General features: G+C 64.8%; 19 protein-coding genes. 10 read left to right on the top strand and 9 right to left on the bottom strand.

Going from position 1 to position 18323, the window contains the following annotated elements; all coding sequences use genetic code 11:
• The first annotated feature begins 16 nt into the window (after positions 1-16).
• Positions 17-1138: a beta-ketoacyl-ACP synthase III gene (locus KSS95_RS20665; RefSeq protein WP_217849199.1), complete on the top strand. Its 1122-nt coding sequence runs from the start codon at positions 17-19 to the stop codon at positions 1136-1138.
• A 210-nt stretch (positions 1139-1348) separates the two neighbouring features.
• On the opposite strand, the gene KSS95_RS20660 is transcribed toward KSS95_RS20665, so the two are convergent.
• Positions 1349-2593 carry a putative porin gene (locus tag KSS95_RS20660; protein ID WP_217849197.1) on the bottom strand — a complete coding sequence of 415 codons (1245 nt, stop codon included), beginning with the start codon at positions 2591-2593 and terminating at the stop codon, positions 1349-1351.
• 239 nt (positions 2594-2832) lie between these two features.
• Here KSS95_RS20660 and KSS95_RS20655 point away from each other — a divergent pair, with 239 nt between their 5' ends.
• Entirely contained in the window at positions 2833-3960 is a 1128-nt protein-coding gene (locus KSS95_RS20655) for a GNAT family N-acetyltransferase (protein ID WP_217849196.1), read from the top strand.
• Positions 3961-4115: 155 nt separating this feature from the next.
• Here KSS95_RS20655 and KSS95_RS20650 read toward each other — a convergent pair whose 3' ends face one another.
• From KSS95_RS20650 to KSS95_RS20635, 4 genes are read right to left on the bottom strand one after another with little or no spacing between them, the layout of a single operon-like run.
• A complete protein-coding gene (locus KSS95_RS20650; RefSeq protein ID WP_217849194.1) occupies positions 4116-5948 on the bottom strand; it encodes an ABC transporter ATP-binding protein in 1833 nt (610 codons plus the stop codon).
• Positions 5949-5999: 51 nt separating this feature from the next.
• The gene (locus KSS95_RS20645; RefSeq protein ID WP_094010027.1) at positions 6000-6557 is read right to left on the bottom strand and encodes a peptidylprolyl isomerase; all 558 of its coding nucleotides are present in this window, start codon (positions 6555-6557) and stop codon (positions 6000-6002) included.
• Positions 6551-7363, bottom strand: coding sequence for an alpha/beta fold hydrolase (locus KSS95_RS20640; protein WP_217849192.1), 813 nt, complete (start codon positions 7361-7363; stop codon positions 6551-6553). The genes KSS95_RS20645 and KSS95_RS20640 overlap by 7 nt, the downstream gene beginning before the upstream one ends.
• A 13-nt stretch (positions 7364-7376) precedes the next feature.
• Positions 7377-8300: a LysR family transcriptional regulator gene (locus KSS95_RS20635; protein WP_186661216.1), complete on the bottom strand. Its 924-nt coding sequence runs from the start codon at positions 8298-8300 to the stop codon at positions 7377-7379.
• A gap of 49 nt (positions 8301-8349) precedes the next feature.
• Between KSS95_RS20635 and KSS95_RS20630 the strand changes: the two genes are divergently transcribed.
• From KSS95_RS20630 to KSS95_RS20620, 3 genes are all read left to right on the top strand, one after another.
• On the top strand, positions 8350-8664 hold the full coding sequence (locus tag KSS95_RS20630) for a 3-phosphoglycerate kinase (RefSeq protein WP_217849190.1): 315 nt from the start codon (positions 8350-8352) through the stop codon (positions 8662-8664).
• 110 nt (positions 8665-8774) lie between these two features.
• On the top strand, positions 8775-9374 hold the full coding sequence (locus KSS95_RS20625; RefSeq protein ID WP_217849189.1) for an FMN-dependent NADH-azoreductase: 600 nt from the start codon (positions 8775-8777) through the stop codon (positions 9372-9374).
• Positions 9375-9557: 183 nt separating this feature from the next.
• Positions 9558-10430 carry a carboxylate/amino acid/amine transporter gene (locus tag KSS95_RS20620; RefSeq protein ID WP_217849187.1) on the top strand — a complete coding sequence of 291 codons (873 nt, stop codon included), beginning with the start codon at positions 9558-9560 and terminating at the stop codon, positions 10428-10430.
• Positions 10431-10442: 12 nt separating this feature from the next.
• Here KSS95_RS20620 and KSS95_RS20615 read toward each other — a convergent pair whose 3' ends face one another.
• Both KSS95_RS20615 and KSS95_RS20610 read right to left on the bottom strand, forming a co-directional pair.
• The gene (locus tag KSS95_RS20615) at positions 10443-11648 is read right to left on the bottom strand and encodes an MFS transporter (RefSeq protein WP_217849185.1); all 1206 of its coding nucleotides are present in this window, start codon (positions 11646-11648) and stop codon (positions 10443-10445) included.
• 138 nt (positions 11649-11786) lie between these two features.
• Positions 11787-13088, bottom strand: coding sequence for a mechanosensitive ion channel family protein (locus KSS95_RS20610; RefSeq protein WP_217849183.1), 1302 nt, complete (start codon positions 13086-13088; stop codon positions 11787-11789).
• Between the two features lie 144 nt (positions 13089-13232).
• On the opposite strand from KSS95_RS20610, the gene KSS95_RS20605 reads away from it, so the two are divergent.
• The 3 genes from KSS95_RS20605 (at position 13233) to KSS95_RS20595 (ending at position 15233) form a co-directional block, all read left to right on the top strand.
• A complete protein-coding gene (locus KSS95_RS20605; protein WP_217849181.1) occupies positions 13233-14558 on the top strand; it encodes a DEAD/DEAH box helicase in 1326 nt (441 codons plus the stop codon).
• A gap of 185 nt (positions 14559-14743) precedes the next feature.
• Positions 14744-15043: a BrnT family toxin gene (locus KSS95_RS20600; RefSeq protein WP_217854048.1), complete on the top strand. Its 300-nt coding sequence runs from the start codon at positions 14744-14746 to the stop codon at positions 15041-15043.
• Positions 15000-15233: a BrnA antitoxin family protein gene (locus KSS95_RS20595; protein WP_217849179.1), complete on the top strand. Its 234-nt coding sequence runs from the start codon at positions 15000-15002 to the stop codon at positions 15231-15233. The genes KSS95_RS20600 and KSS95_RS20595 overlap by 44 nt, the downstream gene beginning before the upstream one ends.
• A gap of 12 nt (positions 15234-15245) precedes the next feature.
• Here the strand turns inward: KSS95_RS20595 and KSS95_RS20590 are convergent, their stop codons facing one another.
• Positions 15246-15515: a hypothetical protein gene (locus KSS95_RS20590; RefSeq protein WP_134691001.1), complete on the bottom strand. Its 270-nt coding sequence runs from the start codon at positions 15513-15515 to the stop codon at positions 15246-15248.
• A 141-nt stretch (positions 15516-15656) separates the two neighbouring features.
• On the opposite strand from KSS95_RS20590, the gene KSS95_RS20585 reads away from it, so the two are divergent.
• Positions 15657-16061: a transcriptional regulator gene (locus KSS95_RS20585; RefSeq protein WP_217849178.1), complete on the top strand. Its 405-nt coding sequence runs from the start codon at positions 15657-15659 to the stop codon at positions 16059-16061.
• Between the two features lie 91 nt (positions 16062-16152).
• The gene (locus KSS95_RS20580) at positions 16153-17079 is read left to right on the top strand and encodes a DMT family transporter (protein WP_217849176.1); all 927 of its coding nucleotides are present in this window, start codon (positions 16153-16155) and stop codon (positions 17077-17079) included.
• Here KSS95_RS20580 and KSS95_RS20575 read toward each other — a convergent pair.
• Positions 17030-18250: a YbfB/YjiJ family MFS transporter gene (locus KSS95_RS20575; RefSeq protein WP_217849174.1), complete on the bottom strand. Its 1221-nt coding sequence runs from the start codon at positions 18248-18250 to the stop codon at positions 17030-17032. The genes KSS95_RS20580 and KSS95_RS20575 overlap by 50 nt on opposite strands.
• Between the last annotated feature and the right edge of the window lie 73 nt (positions 18251-18323).

Below are 18323 nucleotides of genomic sequence, written 5' to 3'. Positions count from 1 at the left end.
GACCAGAGGAACGACCGTGCACAACGTCGTGATCAGCGGCACCGGCCTGTACACCCCGGCCCAGAGCATTTCCAACGAAGAACTGGTGGAATCCTTCAACGCCTGGGCACAGCGTTTCAACCGTGACAACGCCGCCGCCATCGAACGTGGCGAGGTCGAGGCGGCGCCGCTGTCCGACGCCGCCTTCATCGAAAAGGCCTCGGGCATCAAGAGCCGCTTCGTCATGGACAAGGCGGGCATTCTCGACCCGCAACGCATGAAGCCGCGCCTGCCCGAGCGCAGCAACGACGAGCAATCGATCCTCTGCGAGATGGGCGTGGCCGCTGCCCGCCAGGCCCTGGAGCGTGCCGGCCGCACCGCCGCCGATGTCGACGGGGTGATCGTCGCCTGTTCCAACCTGCAGCGCCCGTACCCGGCCATCGCCATCGAAGTGCAGCAGGCGCTGGGCATCCAGGGCTTCGCCTTCGACATGAACGTGGCCTGCTCGTCGGCCACCTTCGGTATCCAGACCGCCGCCAACAGCGTGCAGTTGGGCCAGTCGCGCTCGGTGCTGGTGGTCAACCCGGAGATCTGCACCGGCCACCTGAACTTCCGCGACCGTGACAGCCACTTCATCTTTGGTGACGCCGCCACCGCCGTGCTGATCGAACGGGCCGACCTTGCGACTTCGAAGCATCAGTTCGATATCGTCAGCACTAAGCTGCTGACCGCGTTCTCCAACAATATCCGCAACAACTTCGGCTTCCTCAACCGCGCCGCCGAAGAGGGCATCGGTGCCCGTGACAAGCTGTTCGTGCAGGAAGGCCGCAAGGTGTTCAAGGAAGTCTGCCCGATGGTCGCCGAGCTGATTGGCCAGCACCTGGCTGAGAACGACCTGCAACCGTCTGACGTCAAGCGCTTCTGGCTGCACCAGGCCAACCTGAGCATGAACCACCTGATCGTCAAGAAGCTGCTGGGGCGTGAAGTGGCCGAGGAAGATGCGCCGGTGATCCTCGATCGCTATGCCAACACCAGTTCGGCCGGTTCGGTGATTGCCTTCCACCTGTACCAGGATGACCTGGCCAAGGGCTCGCTGGGCGTGCTGAGCTCGTTTGGTGCGGGGTATTCGATTGGTAGCGTGATCCTGCGCAAGCGGTGATTTTCAGTTCGAGAATGCCGGGGCCGCTGTGCGGCCCTTTCGCGACACAAGGCCGCTCCTACAGGAGAACGCATTTCCCTGTAGGAGCGGCCTTGTGTCGCGAAAGGGCTGCGAAGCAGCCCCGGCTTTCTGGCAGGTAAACAAAAAAACGGGAAATGCCGGATGGGGTCGGCATTTCCCGCTTCAGCGTGGAGCAAGGGAGCGTAACGCTTAGAACTTGGCTTCCAGGTCCACCTGCAGCGTGTCTACATCCGCATTGCTGTTCGGCAACTGCGACAGGTCGGTCTTGGCCATCAGGTAGGCCGCGCCCAGCGAGAAGTTCTTGTCGATCTCGTAACCCACCTTGAACTTGTGGCCGCGTGAGCCGGTGAAACCTGCGCCGAAGTCGGAGTCGGTGAACAGGCTGACCACGGCGTTGCGCTGCACATCGCGGTAGTTGTAGTCCAGGCTCCAGGCGCCGACCTTGGTTTTCAGGCCGGCCAGCCAGGCCTTGTCTTCGCCGTCGGTGCTTTCGGTGTTCTTGACGAACTGGCCATACGCCGACAACGGGATGGCGAAGCCGGTGAAGTCCACCTGGCCAAAGCCTTCCACCAGGTTGAACTCGTCGGTGGTGTTGCCGAAGCTGCGCAGCACGGCCGACTTCTTGTCGTTGTCGAAGCCGTAGATGCTGCCGCCCACGGTGACCTTGACGGTATCGGCGGCATTGAACTTGGTGCCCAATTGGCCGTGGTACAGCTGGGCGTCGTGCTTGAACTGCACGCCGTCGCCGTCGACGTTGTCCTTGAGGGTGTAGTGGCCGGCGCTGCCGAACAGCTCGGCGGCACCCAGGTTGGTCTTGTAGGTGACCGCCACGCCTTCAGGGTTGATGTCGCTGTCCCAGATGACGTCGCCCATGCTCACCCATGGCTGCATCATCTTGCCGCCGATCAGGTGCAGGTTGGGCACGGCGGTCGGGTGCCAGTCGAGGTAGGCGAGGTCGACCCACAGCGATTTCTTGTCGAAGTAGTTGTCCAGGCTCTGGTTGGTCGAGCGGGCGTCCGAGCTGCTGCCGGTGGCCACGCGGATACCGGCGTCGACCTGCGGGTTGATCTCGCTGTAGAAGCCGACCCGGGCGCGCACGCGCTCGCGGTCCTGGTTGCCGCTGCGGCTGTTGGGGTTGTCGACGTTGACGTCTTCGTAACGCAGGCGCACATCACCCTTGATCTGGGTCTTGGCGGCCCATGCCACTTTTTGTTCGAAGGAGCTCAGACGCTCGGACTGGGCTTTCTGGTCGGCCTTTTCCTTGGTTTCCTTTGCCAGGTCGCCCTGCAGTTCGTTGTACTGCGCCTGGTTGATCGAGCCATTGGCGCGGAGCATTTCGAGCAGCTTGGCGTCGACAGCAGCACTGGCCGGAGTACTCAGAGCCAGCATCATGCCGGTGAGGCTCACTCCAGTAAGTGTAGAAACAAGACGCATAAGGTTCTCCCTGTTGGAAAAAGTGGGGAGGCTCAAGCGCCCGCCCCCAAGTTGGCATGTCTTCGGAAAGGGCCTGACTAGACAGGTTCTGGGGTTCCGGAAAACAGGCGCAAGTATTGCGGGGGTGGATGACAGAATAATGTCTAAACAGTGGCACTGTTGTTAAGTCAGCGGCCTGTCATTTGAGTGTCGCCGGCGACTTGGCAATACTGGCACCCTCTCTTCAGCGAGTTGCAAATGTGATCAGCCTCCACAGCCTTGCCCATCTGCGCGACCTGCCGGCGACCACCTGGGATACCCTGGTGCCCGATGCCCAGCCGTTTCTGCGCCATGCCTTTCTCACGGCCATGGAGGACAGCGCCAGCGTAACCCCCGACACGGGGTGGGCTGCCGAGCACCTGGTGCTGGAGCGCGACGGTGAAGTGCGCGCGTTGCTGCCGGCGTACCGCAAGTGGCATTCGTTCGGCGAGTACGTGTTCGATCATGGCTGGGCCGACGCCTGCGAGCGGGCCGGCATCGCCTACTACCCCAAGTTGCTTGGCGCTGTGCCGTTCAGCCCGGTGAGCGGGCCGCGGCTGCTGGCCGCCGACCCAGCCGAGGGCCTGCTGCTGTTGCAGGCGATCCCGGAGTATCTGGGCAAGGGAGGGTTGTCCGGGGCGCACATCAATTTCACCGACCCCGCGCTGGATCAGGCCATTGGCGCTCTGCCCGGCTGGATGGAGCGCCTGGGCTGCCAGTTCCACTGGCGCAACCCCGGCTACCGGGACTTCCAGGATTTTCTCGACAGCCTCAGCTCGCGCAAGCGCAAGCAGATGCGCAAGGAGCGCGAGCAGGTGGCGGGGCAGGGCATCGACTTCGCCTGGTACCGGGGCGAACAGCTGAGCGAGGCGCAGTGGGATTTCGTCTACCGCTGCTACGCCAACACCTATGCGGTGCGGCGCCGTGCGCCGTACCTGACCCGGGCATTCTTCAGCCTGGTCGCCGAGCGTATGCCCGAGGCCATCCGCGTGGTGATCGCCCGGCAGCAGGGGCGGGAGGTGGCGATGGCGTTCAGCCTGGTGGGGGGCGACAGCTTGTATGGCCGCTACTGGGGCTGCCTGGACGAATTCGACCGGCTGCACTTCGAGACCTGCTTCTACCAGGGCATGGACTTCGCCATCGGCGAAGGCTTGCAGCGCTTCGATGCCGGGGCCCAGGGCGAACACAAGCTGATTCGTGGGTTCGAGCCGGTGATCACGCGCTCGTGGCATTACCTGCTGCACCCAGGGTTGCGTCGGGCGGTCGCGGATTTCCTGCGCCAGGAACGCGAAGGGGTGATGGCCTACGCCGAGCAGGCGCGGGGGATGTTGCCGTATCGCCAGGTTTGAAGTGTCTGGCCACACGCTATCCCTGTAGGAGCGGCCTTGTGTCGCGAAAGGGCTGCGTAGCAGCCCCAGGATTTCAGCGTTGACACAAAGATCGCCGGGGCCGCTTTGCGGCCCTTTCGCGGCACAAGGCCGCTCCCATAGGGGCCGCGCCTAACTCAATCGACGCCGACGAACCCGCCGGTCTGGTGGTGCCACAACCGTGCATACAACCCATGCTGCGCCAGCAGTTCAGCGTGGCTGCCGCTCTCGACGATGTGGCCCTTGTCCAGCACGATCAAGCGGTCCATGCGGGCGATGGTCGACAGGCGGTGGGCGATGGCGATCACCGTCTTGCCCTGCATCAGGGTTTCCAGGCTCTCCTGGATGGCTGCCTCGACCTCCGAGTCCAGCGCCGAAGTGGCTTCGTCCATGATCAGGATCGGTGCGTTCTTCAGCAGCACCCGGGCAATGGCGATGCGCTGGCGCTGGCCGCCGGAAAGCTTCACCCCGCGCTCGCCGACATGGGCGTCGAAACCGCTGCGCCCCTGGGCGTCGGACAATTGCGGAATGAACTCGTCGGCCCGAGCCCGGCGCACCGCTTCCCAGACCTCCTCGTCCGTGGCGTCGGGGCGGCCGTACAGCAGGTTGTCGCGGATCGAGCGGTGCAACAGCGAGGTGTCCTGGGTGATCATGCCGATCTGCGCGCGCAGGCTGGCCTGGTTGACCTCGGCGATGTCCTGGCCATCGATGAGGATGCGCCCGGCCTGCACGTCGTACAGGCGCAGCAGCAGGTTGACCAGGGTCGACTTGCCGGCACCGGACGGGCCGATCAGGCCGATCTTCTCGCCCGGACGGATGTCCAGGTTGAGCGCGTCGATCACCTGGCTGCCCTTGCCGTAGTGAAAGCCTACGTGCTCGAAGCGCACGCCGCCCTGCCTGACCTTGAGCCCCGGCGCCTGGGGCTTGTCGCTGACGCTGACCGGCTGGGCAATCGTCTGCAGGCCGTCCTGGACCATGCCGATGTTCTCGAAGATGCCGTTGACCACCCACATGATCCAGCCCGACATGTTGACGATGCGGATCACCAGGCCGGTGGCCAGGGCAATGGCGCCGACGGTGATCGACGCCTGGCTCCACAGCCACAGGGCCAGGCCCGTGGTGCACACCACCAGCAAGCCGTTGAGCGAGGTGATGACCACGTCCATGCTGGTGATCACCCGCGCGGCCAGCTGGGTCTTCTCGGTTTGTTCGCTGATCGCCTCGCGGGCGTACTGCTGCTCGTAGTCGGTGTGGGCGAACAGCTTGAGGGTGGCGATGTTGGTGTAGCCGTCGACGATGCGCCCCATCAGCTTGGAGCGGGCGTCGGAGGAAATCACCGAACGCTCCTTCACCCGTGGCACGAAGTAGTACAGCGCGCCGATGTAGCCGGCGATCCACACCAGCAACGGCAGCATCAGCCGCCAATCGGCCTCGGCGAACAGCACCAGCGCGCTGATGGCGTAGATCAGCACGTGCCACAAGGCATCCACCGCCTGTACCGCCGAATCGCGCAGCGAGTTGCCGGTCTGCATGATGCGCTGGGCGATGCGCCCGGCGAAGTCGCTCTGGAAGAAGTTCAGGCTCTGCTTGAGCACGTAGGTGTGGTTCTGCCAGCGGATCAGGCTGGTCATGCCCGGGCTGATGGTCTGGTGCACCAGCAGGTCGTGCAGGCCGAAGAACACCGGGCGCAGCACCAGCACCACCACCACCATCCAGATCAGCTCGGCGCTGTGCTCGCTGAAGAAGTTGGCGTTGGGGGTGCCCTGGGCCAGGTCGATGATGCGGCTCAGGTAGCTGAACAGCGCCACCTCGATCAGCGAGGCGATCAGGCCGACGATCAGCAGGGCGAGGAAGCTCGGCCAGACCTGACGCAGGTAGTAGAGATAGAAGGGCCAGACCTTGCCGGGAGGCGCCTCGCTGGGCGCCTCGCGGAAAATGTCGATCAACTGCTCGAAGCGACGGTACAGCATGGGTGACAGGACTCCTGTATGACCCGACCCACGTCCCTGTGTGGTGCGTGGTCAGTCGATGCGTTTGGCCGACTTGATGTACACCGGGTCGGCCGGGACATCGCGCATGCCTTTCTTGACGGTGGTGGGCGAGTTGACGATCTGGTCGACCACCTCCATGCCCTTGGTGACCTTGCCGAACACCGCGTAGCCACGGTCGCGGCCCGGGTTGAGGAAATCGTTGTCGGCGACGTTGATGAAGAACTGGCTGGTGGCCGAGTTCGGGTCGGAGGTGCGCGCCATCGACAGGGTGCCGCGGGTGTTCTGCAGGCCGTTGCTGGCCTCGTTGCGGATCGGATCCTGGGTGCTCTTTTGCACCATCTGGTCGGTGAAGCCGCCACCCTGGACCATGAAGCCTGGGATCACGCGGTGGAAGATGGTGTTGTTGTAGAAGCCGCTGTCGACGTACTGGAGGAAGTTCTTGGTACTGATCGGGGCTTTTTCTGCGTTCAGTTCGATCTCGACCTGGCCGAAGCTGGTGTCCAGCAACACGTGCGGGGTCTTGTCCGAGGCCATGACACTGGTGGCGAAGGCGACCGAGCAGGCGGTGAGCAGAAGTTTTTTCAGCATGGGCTCAAAGATCCTTGAGAGGTGGTGGCGGCTGCGAGGAACTGCAGCACGGTACGGTTGAAGTCGTCAGGTTGATCCAGTGGCGTAGCGTGCCGCGAATCGGCGATGACCGCCAGCCTGGCGTTGGGCATCAGGGCGACGTAGCGCTGTTTCAGGGCGATCGGGGTGTAATCCTGGTCGGCGGCGATCACCAGCGTGGGACAGTGGATCTGGCCGATGCGTTCCTGCACCCCCCAGTCGACGATGGCAGCGAAGCTCTTGAGGTAGGCGCGTTTGTCGTTGCGCGCCCAGCGCTCGGCCATCTTGCGCCGTAGCTCGGCTTGCTGCGGCTTGGGAAACAGCCGCGCGGCCAGGCCCTTGCCCACCGTCTCGACGCTGAGCAGCCGCGCCAGGCCCCAGCGCTTGAGCCACCAGAGCCAGTCGCTCGGGGTGCGCCGCTTCACTTCAGGGGCGCTGTTGACGATGCACAGGCTGCGCAGCCAGTCGGGGTGATCGACGGCAAACTGGAAACCGAGCATGCCGCCCATGGACAGCCCGACGAAATGCACCGGGCCGCAGCCCAGGTGCTGGAGCAAGGCCAGCAGGTCTTCGCTGAAGGTCTTGATCTGGTAGCCCCGGCGCGGCTTGGACGATTGCCCGTGGCCGCGGATGTCCATCAGGATCACCCGGTAATGGCGGCTGAACTCGGGTACCTGCAACTCCCAGTCCTGGCTGCTCGAACCCAGCCCGTGCAGCAGCACCAGGGGCTCGCCCTGGCCGTGTTCCTGGTAATGCAGCAGGCATCCGTCGTGTTCGAAACAGGCCATGGGCGCGATCCTTTCAGGCTTGCGGGGGAGCGGCGAAGGGCACGTCCAGCGGCGCGGTGTCGAAATTGCGCAGCAATTCGATGAGGATCTGCGTGGCCGGGCCCAGGGTCTTTTCCTTGCTCGAGTAAAGGTAGAACAGTGGGTGGCGGCTGCCACCCTGATCCAGCGGCAGCGGCTTGAGCACGCCTTCGCGCAGCTCGCGCTCGATCATGTGCCGGGGCAGCCAGGCGAAGCCCAGGCCGCTGCTGACGAAGGTCGCGGCGGTGCCCAGGCTGCCCACCGTCCAGCGTTGTTCGGCACCCAGCCAGCCGACGTCGCGCGGCTGGGCGCGGCCAGAGTCGCGGATCACCACCTGCAACTGGCTTTCCAGGTCCTGGAAGGTAATCTCGCGGCCCATGCGGTGCAGGGCATGCTCGGGGTGGGCGACGGCGATGAATTCCACCGGGCTCAGTTCGGTACCCAGGTAGCCGCCGATGTTGAAGCTGCTGATGGCCAGGTCGGCGATGCCTTCGTGCAGCACCTCCTCGACCCCGGACAGCACCTCTTCGCGCAGGCGCACGCGGCAGCCGCGGCTCTGCGGCATGAACGCGCTCAGGGCGCGCACCAGGCGGGCGCTGGGGTAGGCGGCGTCGACCACCAGGCGCACCTCGGCTTCCCAGCCCTGTTCCATGTGGTGGGCCAGGTCTTCGAGCTGGCTGGCCTGCTTGACCAGTTGCCGCGAGCGCCGCAGCAACACGCTGCCGGCCTCGGTCAGCACCGCCTTGCGCCCGTCGATGCGCAGCAGCGGCACGCCCAGTTGCTCCTGCATGCGCGCCACGGTGTAGCTCACCGACGACTGTGAGCGGTGCAGGGCCTCGGCGGCCTGGGCGAACCCGCCGTGATCGACCACCGCCTGCAGGGTCCGCCACTGATCCAGGGTTACGCGCGGCGCTTTCATCTATGGCTCCTGTTGTCCTAAGCTGCGCTCTTCTCAAGGAGAGCGCCCTATGAAGAAAAGTTGTCTGGCCGTGCTGCTGTGCCTGCCCCTCGGGGCCATGGCTTATCCCATCGACGTGGAAAAGCAGATGACCGGGGTCAAGGTCGACTACACCGCCTATGACACTGCCTACGACATTGGCTCGATCAACCTGAACAACTATGGGCAGGTGGCGGCGGCGTGCAAGGTCAGTTTCCGCAATGGGCCCGAGGCACCACGGGTGCGCCGGGTCAACGTGCCGGCCGGCAAGAGCGTCGATGTGACGGCCAAGTTCAACCGGCAGATCATCAAGCTGCGCATCGTGCTGGACTGCAAGGCGGAATAAAACTGATTAATCGATAGATTGAACCCACTTTTTACGCTTTTTTATCGATAGGTCAACCTCTAATCTCACCTCCATCGAATCGCACCCCTTTACCGCCGATGGAGGCACCCATGTCCCGCGTACTGATCATCGAAAGCAGCGCCCGCCAGCAGGATTCCGTTTCTCGCCAACTGACCCAGGATTTCATCCAGCAGTGGCAGGCGGCGCACCCGGCCGACGCGATCACCGTACGCGACCTGGCGCTGACCCCGGTGCCGCACCTGGATGCCCACCTGCTCGGCGGCTGGATGAAGCCCGAGGAGCAGCGCAGCGCCGCCGAGCGTGAAGCGCTGGAGCGATCCAACGCGCTGACCGACGAACTGCTGGCCGCCGATGTATTGGTGATGGCCGCGCCGATGTACAACTTCACCATCCCCAGCACCCTCAAGGCCTGGCTGGACCATGTGCTGCGCGCCGGCATCACCTTCAAGTACACCCCCACCGGCCCGCAGGGGCTGCTGGCTGGCAAGCGCGCCATCGTCCTGACCGCCCGCGGCGGCATCCATGCCGGTGCCAGCAGCGACCACCAGGAACCCTACCTGCGCCAGGTGATGGCCTTCATCGGCATCCACGAGGTGGACTTCATCCACGCCGAAGGCCTGAACATGAGCGGCGAGTTCCACGAAAAGGGCCTCAACCAGGCCAAGGCCAGGCTGGCCGCGGTGGCCTGAGCCGCGACGAATTCCCAACCCTGACACCTTGTTGCTCCTTTGGGTGTACCTGCCCGGCCATTGCGATGGCCGGGCTTTTTTTGCGGTGGCGCAACCTGTGTAGGAGCGGCCCCACAATCCTCAGGGTTGAACTGGCCAGACCCAACCCGCTAAGGTCGCCGCCTTGATCCACGAGGGCCAACCATGGGCTACCTGTTTATCGTTGCGCTGATCCAGGCGTACTCCTTCAACCTGATCGGCGAGTACCTGGCCGGCCACGTCGACAGCTATTTCGCGGTGCTGGCGCGGGTGCTGCTGGCCGGGCTGGTGTTCCTGCCGCTGACCCGCTGGCGCCAGGTCGAGCCACGCTTCATGCGCTCGATGCTGCTGATCGGCGCCTTGCAGTACGGCATCACCTATGTCTGCCTGTACCTGAGTTTCCGCGTGTTGACGGTGCCCGAGGTGCTGCTGTTCACCATCCTCACGCCGCTGCATGTCACGCTGATCGAAGACGCCCTGAACCGCCGCTTCAATCCCTGGGCACTGCTGGCCGCGCTGGTGGCGGTGGCCGGCGCCGCGGTGATCCGCTTCGACACCGTCAGCGGCGAGTTCTTCATGGGCTTCCTGCTGCTGCAACTGGCCAACTTCACCTACGCCGCCGGCCAGGTGCTGTACCGCCACCTGGTGGCGCGCAACCCCAGCGACCTGCCGCACTACCGGCGTTTCGGCTACTTCTACCTGGGTGCGCTGTTGGTGGTGCTGCCGGCGTTCCTGCTGTTCGGCAATGCCCAGCATCTGCCGAGCACCGACACCCAGTGGCTGGTCTTGCTGTTCCTCGGCCTGTGCCCGACTGCCTTGGGGCTGTACTGGTGGAACAAGGGCGCCTGCCTGGTTTCCGGGGGGACCCTGGCGGTGATGAACAACCTGCATGTGCCGGTAGGCCTGCTGCTCAACCTGCTGATCTGGAACCAGGACGAGCCGCTGGGCCGCTTGGCCGTGGGCGGTGGGATCATCCTGGCGTCGGTCTGGCTGAGCCGCCTGGGTGGGCAACGCCTGAGGGCGCCGGGCGCGGCCTGAATCGCGCCAGGCTCAGAGCTGGTGACGCAGGCCACGGTGTATCACCAGGCACAGCGGCAAGGTCAGCGCCAAGGTGCCGGCCAGCGCCACCAGCCCCTGGGTCACCCCGGCATGGTCGGACAGCGCGCCTAGCAGCACCGGGGCCAGCGCGCCACCACCCACGGTACCGGTGTAGTAGCAGGCGAACACCCGCTCGCGATTTGCGCGGCCGGCGAAATCCGGCACCAGCCCGGTGAGTACCGAAGACGTGCCGTTGAGCGCCACGCCAATCAGCGGCATGACCAGCATCAGCGCCAGCAGCGGCAGCAGCAGTGCCACCAGGATCAGCACGGCCGTCAGCAACTCGGTGCAGATCACCGTGCGCACCGGTCCCAGGCGCGCCCCCAGGTAGCCGCAGAACAACTTGCCGAATGCACCGCCGATGAACAGCAGCGCCAGGGCCAGGCCGATCTGGGCGGTGGCCGCGCCCTTGGCCTGCAGCAGGAACGGCAGGAAGGTCAGAAACCCCATGCGCACGCCGCTGTCGAGGGTGCCGGTGGCGATCAGCGCCGTCAGGCCGGAGGGTGTGCCGGCCTGGTGCTGGCGTGTGGCTTTGGTGGTAGGTTCGGCCTGCGCAGGCGGCTGGCGCAACAACCCCCACAGCAGCGCCGCCGCGCCAAGCCCGAGTAGGCCGAGCAGCGTGGCATTGGCCTGCCAGGACAGGTACACCAGCGCCAGGCCGGTCAGCCCTGGAATCACCGCCTTGCCGATATCGCCGGCGAAGTTGTACTGGGCCAGGGCCTGCTTGACCCTGCCACTGCCGTCGTAGGCATCGGCGACCAGGGCGCTGGCCAGCGGGTGCTGGGTACTGGCGCCGAGGCCGGCGAGCATCAGGGCGATCAGCAACAGGCTCAGGTCGCTGGCCTGGGCGGCGAGCAGGTAAGCCAGCCCGGCCAGCGCCGTGCCCCGGATCAGCAGGGCTTCGCGCCCCCAGCGGCGGGCACCTTTGCTGGCCAGCAGTTGAAAGCCCGCCATCATCCCGGCGTAGGCGCCGCGGAGCAGGCCAACCTGGGCGTAGCTGAGGCCGAAGGCGACTTGCCAGAGGGGCAGCAGCACGTAGATGACATCGGTGAGGCCGTCATGCACGCCATGGGCGAGGCTGGCGGCGGCCAGGGCCTTGCGCCTCGGGGCGGTGTCGGTGGTGGCGTGGGGTGGGGTGATGGACAGATCCTGACGCATGGTTCGCTCACGGTAGCTGCGAGTGGCGTTGATCAGTCATCAGGGAAGGACCGTCGATCTTCCTTGATGACGTTTTGCGCCTAGCGTAGTGGGCCTGTGGGGCAAAAAGCAAAGGGCGCCCATGGGCGCCCTGGGTGATCACGCGTCGCTCAGCGTCTCCAGGCTGCGCGGCTGCGGTTGTGCCTGCGACCGGGCGGCGAGGCCCGCGCGCATGTCATTGCCGCTAGGCTGCTGATACAGGCTCAGGCCGAACTCCGGCAGCACCGCCAGCAGGTAGTCGAAGATATCGCCCTGGATGCGCTCGTACTCGGCCCACACCGTGGTGGTGGTGAAGCAGTAGATTTCCAGCGGCACGCCTTCGGCGGTGGTCTGCATCTGGCGGACCATGCAGGTCATGTCCGGGTGCACGTTGGGGTGGCTTTTCAGGTAGGCCAGGGCGAAGGCGCGGAAGGTGCCGATGTTGGTCAGCTGGCGGCGGTTGGCCGACAGTTCCGCCACCGGGCCCAGGGCTTCGTTCCATTGGTGCAGTTCCTGGCGTTTCTGGCTCAGGTAATCGCCCAGCAGGCTGACCTGGCCCAGGCGGCGCTGTTCTTCGGCGTTGAGAAAGCGCACGCCGGCGGCGTCGATGAACAGGCTGCGCTTGATCCGCCGCCCGCCCGATTGCTGCATGCCGCGGTAGTTGCGGAACGACTCGCTCATCAGGCGCCAGGTGGGGATCGAGACGATGGTCTTGTCGAAGTTCTGCACCTTCACCGTGTGCAGGGTGATGTCCACCACGTCGCCATCGGCGCCGGCCTGGGGCATTTCGATCCAGTCGCCGACATGCAGCATGTCGTTGCTGGTCAGCTGCACGCTGGCGACGAACGACAGCAGGGTGTCCTTGTACACCAACAGCAGTACCGCCGACATGGCGCCCAGGCCCGACAGCAGCAACAGCGGCGAGCGGTCGATCAAGGTGGCGACGATGACGATGGCGGCGAAGATCCACAGCATCATCTTGGCCAGCTGCATGTAGCCCTTGATCGAGCGGGTGCGGGCGTGTTCGCTGCGGGCGTAGATGTCCAGCAGGGCATCGAGCAGGCACGACAGGGCGCGGGTCATGAACAGCAGGGTCACGGCCAGGGCGACGTTGCCGAGGAAGTGCTGGGCGGTGGTGGACAGCTCCGGCACCAGCTTGAGGCCGAACTGCACCACCAGCGACGGGGTGGTCTGGGCCAGGCGGTGCAGCACCTTGTTGTGGCGCAGGTCGTCCAGCCAGCGCAGCGCCGGTTGCCGTGCCAGCAAGCGGGTGGAGTGCAGGATCAGAAAGCGCGCCAGGCGGCCGATCAGCAGCGAGACGAGCAGCAGCACGATCAGGCCGAGGGCGGCGTGCAGCATCGGGTGTTGGTCGAGCGTGCCCCACAGGTCGAGGGCGTCACGCCAGAAACGTTGGATGTCCATGGGCTTGGAAACGGTCTGTATAGCGGTACGAGGCGACATTAGAGCGCGGATCGGCGCAAAGTTGCCAAAAGAAATTCGGTTCTGGCGGCGGAAAACGTTACCCTATGCAACTTGAATTTTTCGCACTTGCCCGAGGTTACCCCCGTGTTTTCCCAATTCGCCCTGCACGAACGCCTGCTCAAAGCCGTGGCCGAGCTGAAATTTGTCGAGCCGACCCCGGTGCAGGCGGCGGCCATTCCCCTGGCCCTGCAAGGGCGTGACCTGCGGGTGACCGCGCAGACCGGCAGCGGCAAGACCGCGGCTTTCGTCCTGCCGCTGCTCAACCGCCTGGTCGACCTTAAAGGCGGACGGGTGGAGATCCGCTCGCTGATCCTGCTGCCGACCCGCGAGCTGGCCCAGCAGACCCTCAAGCAAGTGCAGCTGTTCTCGCAGTTCACCTATATCAAGGCGGGCCTGATCACCGGCGGTGAAGACTTCAAGGAGCAGGCCGCGATGCTGCGCAAGGTCCCTGATGTGCTGATCGGCACCCCGGGCCGCCTGCTGGAGCACCTCAATGCCGGCAACCTCGACCTGTCCCACGTGCAGGTGCTGATCCTCGACGAAGCCGACCGCATGCTCGACATGGGCTTCGCCGAAGACATGGAGCGCCTGTGCAAGGAGTGCGAGCAGCGCGAGCAAACCCTGCTGTTCTCCGCCACCACCGGCGGCGCGGCCCTGCGCGACATCATCGGCAAGGTGTTGAAGGACCCTGAGCACCTGATGCTCAACAGCGTCTCGCAACTGGCCGAAGGCACCCGCCAGCAGGTCATCACCGCCGACCACGACCAGCATAAAGAAGCCATCGTGCAGTGGCTGCTGGCCAACGAGACCTTCGACAAGGCGATCATCTTCACCAACACCCGTGCCCTGGCCGACCGTATCTATGGCCACCTGGTGGCCAAGGACGTGAAGGCCTTCGTGCTGCACGGCGAGAAGGACCAGAAGGACCGCAAGCAGGCCATCGAGCGCTTCAAACAGGGTAGCTCCAAGGTGCTGGTGGCCACCGATGTCGCCGCCCGTGGCCTGGACATCGACGGCCTGGACCTGGTGATCAACTTCGACATGCCGCGCAGCGGCGACGAGTACGTGCACCGCGTGGGTCGTACTGGTCGTGCCGGTGGCGAAGGCCTGGCGATCTCGTTGATCACCCACAACGACTGGAACTTGATGTCGAGCATCGAGCGCTACCTCAAGCAGCAGTTCGAGCGCCGCGTCATCAAGGAGGTCAAGGGCACCTACAACGGGCCGAAGAAGGTCAAGGCCTCGGGCAAGGCCGCCGGCAGCAAGAAGAAAAAGGTCGAGAAGAAAGCTGGTGCCGACAAGAAGGGCGCCGCCAAGAAAAAGCCGGCCGCCAAGCCTAGGAGCAAGGCCCCCTTGGCCAGTGCCGATGGCCTGGCACCGCTGAAAAAGCGCAAGCCTGCCGCTGAGTAAGCGCAACTTGCAGCAAGCCCGCCACCGCAACGGTGGCGGGTTACTTCACGCCTTCCCCGGGCGTTTGTAGCCCATTTCCCAAACGCCCTTTTTGCCCCGGCATTTTGTCGCCAACCCACCAGACTCCTATGGCATCTGTCGCCAAGGAGGTGTAGCGTATGTACGTATGTAAATACGATGGCTCAATCCGATTTGAGTGGGATCAGCAAAAGAACCTGATCAATATCCGCAAGCATGGTGTCGACTTTGACGCTGTCACGCTCATGTTTCGCCAGCCAATGCTGGTGCTGCGTGACGAGCGGTTCGAGTACCAGGAACCGCGCTGGATCAGCATGGGCTGGATCAATGCCTGGGTCTGTGTGGTGGCCTACACCGAAAGGCCGGGTGATGTGATCCGAGTCATTTCCGCCAGGCGAGCAACCCGACGCGAGGAACAGCGCTATGTCGAAACCATCCGCAACCACCAAGCAACAGCCACCCGTTGATACCTCGGACATCCCCGAGCTGGACGACGACTTCTTCAGCCGTGCCGAGTTGCGGGTGCCTGCCAAGCAGACCGTGACCATCCGCCTCGACGCCGACGTCCTGGCCTGGTTCAAGGAGCAGGGCGCCGGCTACCAGACCCGCATCAACCAGTTGCTGCGCCAGTACATGCAGGCCCAGCAACGGCGCTGAGCGCCATCCAAGTCAGGTCTTCTTCTCTGCGGCTTTCAGTTCCTGGATGCGCTTGTCGATCAACTGGCATTTGTCCGGCAGGTCCTTGCTCGCCGTGCCCAGCTCCATGCCCTGGAGTTCGTCATTGATCTCCTTGGCCTTTTGCGGGTTCTGCTCGGTGAGCTGGCTGACCAGCCCGGCCAGTTCTTCTCTTTTATGGGTGGCTTCCTCTGGCGTGCAAGCCCAAGTGGGGGCGCTGCACAGCAGGCTTGCGAACAGGGTGATGCAGGTTGAGGTTTTCATCGTCCGGGCCTCTGCAGGGCATGATACTGGTTGATGGTCGGGGCCTGGCAAAAGTTCAGACACGTAAAAAGTGGAACACCTGGAAAGGCTCCTGGGTCACACCTTATGTACCCCATCCGTCCACAGCAGGAGGCCCCCTCCATGAGCACCTACGACTGGGACCTGATCGAACGCTTGCTGCACGAAGTGCAGAACGGCGCCGGTCACAGCTTCACCCCACGCCCCTACGCCGAGCAACATGCCGCGGCCCTGGCAGCCAAGGGCCAAGCGCCCGGCGACCTGGACCATCTGAAGACCCGCGCCTGCGAGTACGAAAAGAGCCTCTTCGAGCGTGGTTTCATCGAAAGCCGACCCGAAGAGCAGGGCGGCAACGGCGAAAATTTCGTGCTCACCGAGCGTGGCTCGCGCCTGCTCAGCCTGATCGACAGCAGCATCCCCGGCTTCGAGCACCCGCGCCAGGTGCTGGATGAGCAGGAAGACGCGCTGGACGAGAGCACCTTCGACCGGGTCGCTGCCGAGGCACGAATCGCCGGGGGCGCAATTTAGGCTGGTATCGGCAAGGCTCGACGTCTAATAATCGGGATCCATTCCACTGCCGAGCCTTGCCCATGACGTTGCAGCAGCCAAGGGGGCGCGCATGACCGCGGCCCGCAAGAACCCCGACGCCTTCGCTTTTCAGGTCATGCTGGGGCTGTGCCTGGTATGGGGCTGCCAACAGGTGCTGATCAAGTCGGCCGCCGTGGACATCGCCCCGGTGATGCAGGCGGCATTTCGTAACGGCATCGCCGCGCTGCTGGTCGGCCTGCTGGTGTGCGTGCGTGAGGGCTGGGGGTTGGTGGGCACCACCTGGCGCGCCGGGTTGCTGGCCGGGGCATTGTTCGGGCTGGAGTTCCTGTTCATTGCCGAGGGGCTGAAGCTGACGTCGGCGGCGCACATGTCGGTGTTCCTCTATACCGCGCCAATCTTCACCGCCCTGGGGCTGCATTTCATGATGCCCAGCGAGCGGCTGCGCTGGCTGCAGTGGCTAGGCATCCTGCTGGCCTTCTGTGGCATTGCCCTGGCCTTCGCCGGGGGCGTGTCGCTCAAGCAGCTCGATGGGCGCATGCTATTGGGCGATGGCCTGGCAATCCTGGCCGGGCTGGCCTGGGGCGCGACCACGGTGGTGGTGCGTGGCTCGCGGCTGTCCGAGGCGCCGGTGACCTTGACCCTGTTCTACCAACTGGCGGTGGGCTTCCTCGGCTTGCTGGTGATCGCCCTGTTCAGCGGGCAGATCGCCGACTTTGCCCTGACGCCCCTGGCGGTGGGCAGTGTGCTGTTCCAGGGCATCGTGGTGTCGTTCATCAGCTACCTGACCTGGTTCTGGCTATTGCGCAGATACCTGGCATCGAACCTGGCGGTGTTCTCGTTCATCACGCCGCTGTTCGGTGTGACCTTTGGCGTGTTGCTGCTGGATGAGCCGCTGAGCCTGAACTTCGTGATTGGCGCGGTGATGGTGCTGCTGGGGGTGATCCTGGTCAGTGCCGAAGGCTGGGTGCGCCAGCAGTTGCGCAGGGTTGTGGGCTAGGATTCGCCGGCAAGGCTGGCGAACTTGGGTTGATCGCCGCGCGCGACGCACCACCGGCCAGCACCAACACCCCGGCCAGCCCCAACCCCAGCGCCGCCAGCACCAGCGCCGGTTGCAAGCTTCCACTGAAATGGCTGCTCAACGCCGCCAGCAACGGCCCGCTCAACTGCCCCAGGGCAAAACAGGCGGTCAACAGCCCGGCGTTGCGCTGCGTGGCATGGGGCGCCAGCTCCCGCGAGCGTTGCATCACCAGTTGCATGCAAGCCAGGAACGGCCCGCCGCACAGCAATACCCCCAGCCCCAGGCCGAGGCCGCCGCCCAACAGGCACGCCAGCACCCCCAACCCTTGCAGCCACAAGGTGGCGGTCAACCAGGTGCTGGTGTGGCCGGGGCGGCGCAGGCTGGCCAGCACCACGCCGAGCGCTGCGGCCAGGCCGAATGCCGGCCAGAACAGATCGGCCAGCCATTGGCCATGGAACTGCTGGTTGGCCATCTGCGCCAGGAAGGTGGCGGGCAGGATGTAGCCGATACCGTACAGCGCGTAGACCAAGCCCAGGCGGCCGATGCCGGCGCCCTGGGGCGGGCCGTCGTGCGCTGCTGCTGGTGCGGGCTCCAGTGCCCGTGGCAAGCACGGCAGCACAGCCAGCAGCATCAGCAGGGCGGCTACCCCGTAGATCAGCCACAGTGTTGCCGAGCCCAGCCCCAGCAGGTGCGCTGCCAGGGCCAGCAGGCCGGTCAGCGCGATGCCGGCGCCGGGGCCGGCGAACACCAGGGTACCCAGCCGCTGCCGGCCATGGGCATTGGCCAGTTGCTGGCTGAGGCTGGTGATCATCACCAGTACCCAGGCGCTGGCCACGCCCGTGCCAAAGCGCAGCAGCAGGTGGCTCCAGAAACCGTCCGCGGCCCAGGAGGCAAGGGTCAACGCCACGCACAGCCATAGCCCGCCATGCAGTCGCAGGCGCACCTGGGCCGGCTGGCGGGCGAACATGCCGTCCACCGCGCCGAGAAAGTAGCCCAGGTAGTTGGCGGCGGCGATCAGGCCAGCGGCGGTCAGGTCGAACTGGCCCTCGGTGATCAGCTGGGGCAGTTGCGGGGTGAGGGCGAAGCGGCCGATGCCCATGGCCATCATCAGCGCCACGGCGCTGGCCAGCAGTTGTACGAAGGGTGACATGGAGCGTCTCCTGCACGAAGGAATGCGATGGCTGGCAGGGTAGGGCGGATTGACTTTCAACAAAATTGAATAA

It is taken from the genome of Pseudomonas muyukensis (genome assembly GCF_019139535.1).
GTDB classification, from domain to species: Bacteria; Pseudomonadota; Gammaproteobacteria; order Pseudomonadales; family Pseudomonadaceae; genus Aquipseudomonas; species Aquipseudomonas muyukensis.
This window is presented reverse-complemented; position numbering and strand designations above follow the sequence as displayed.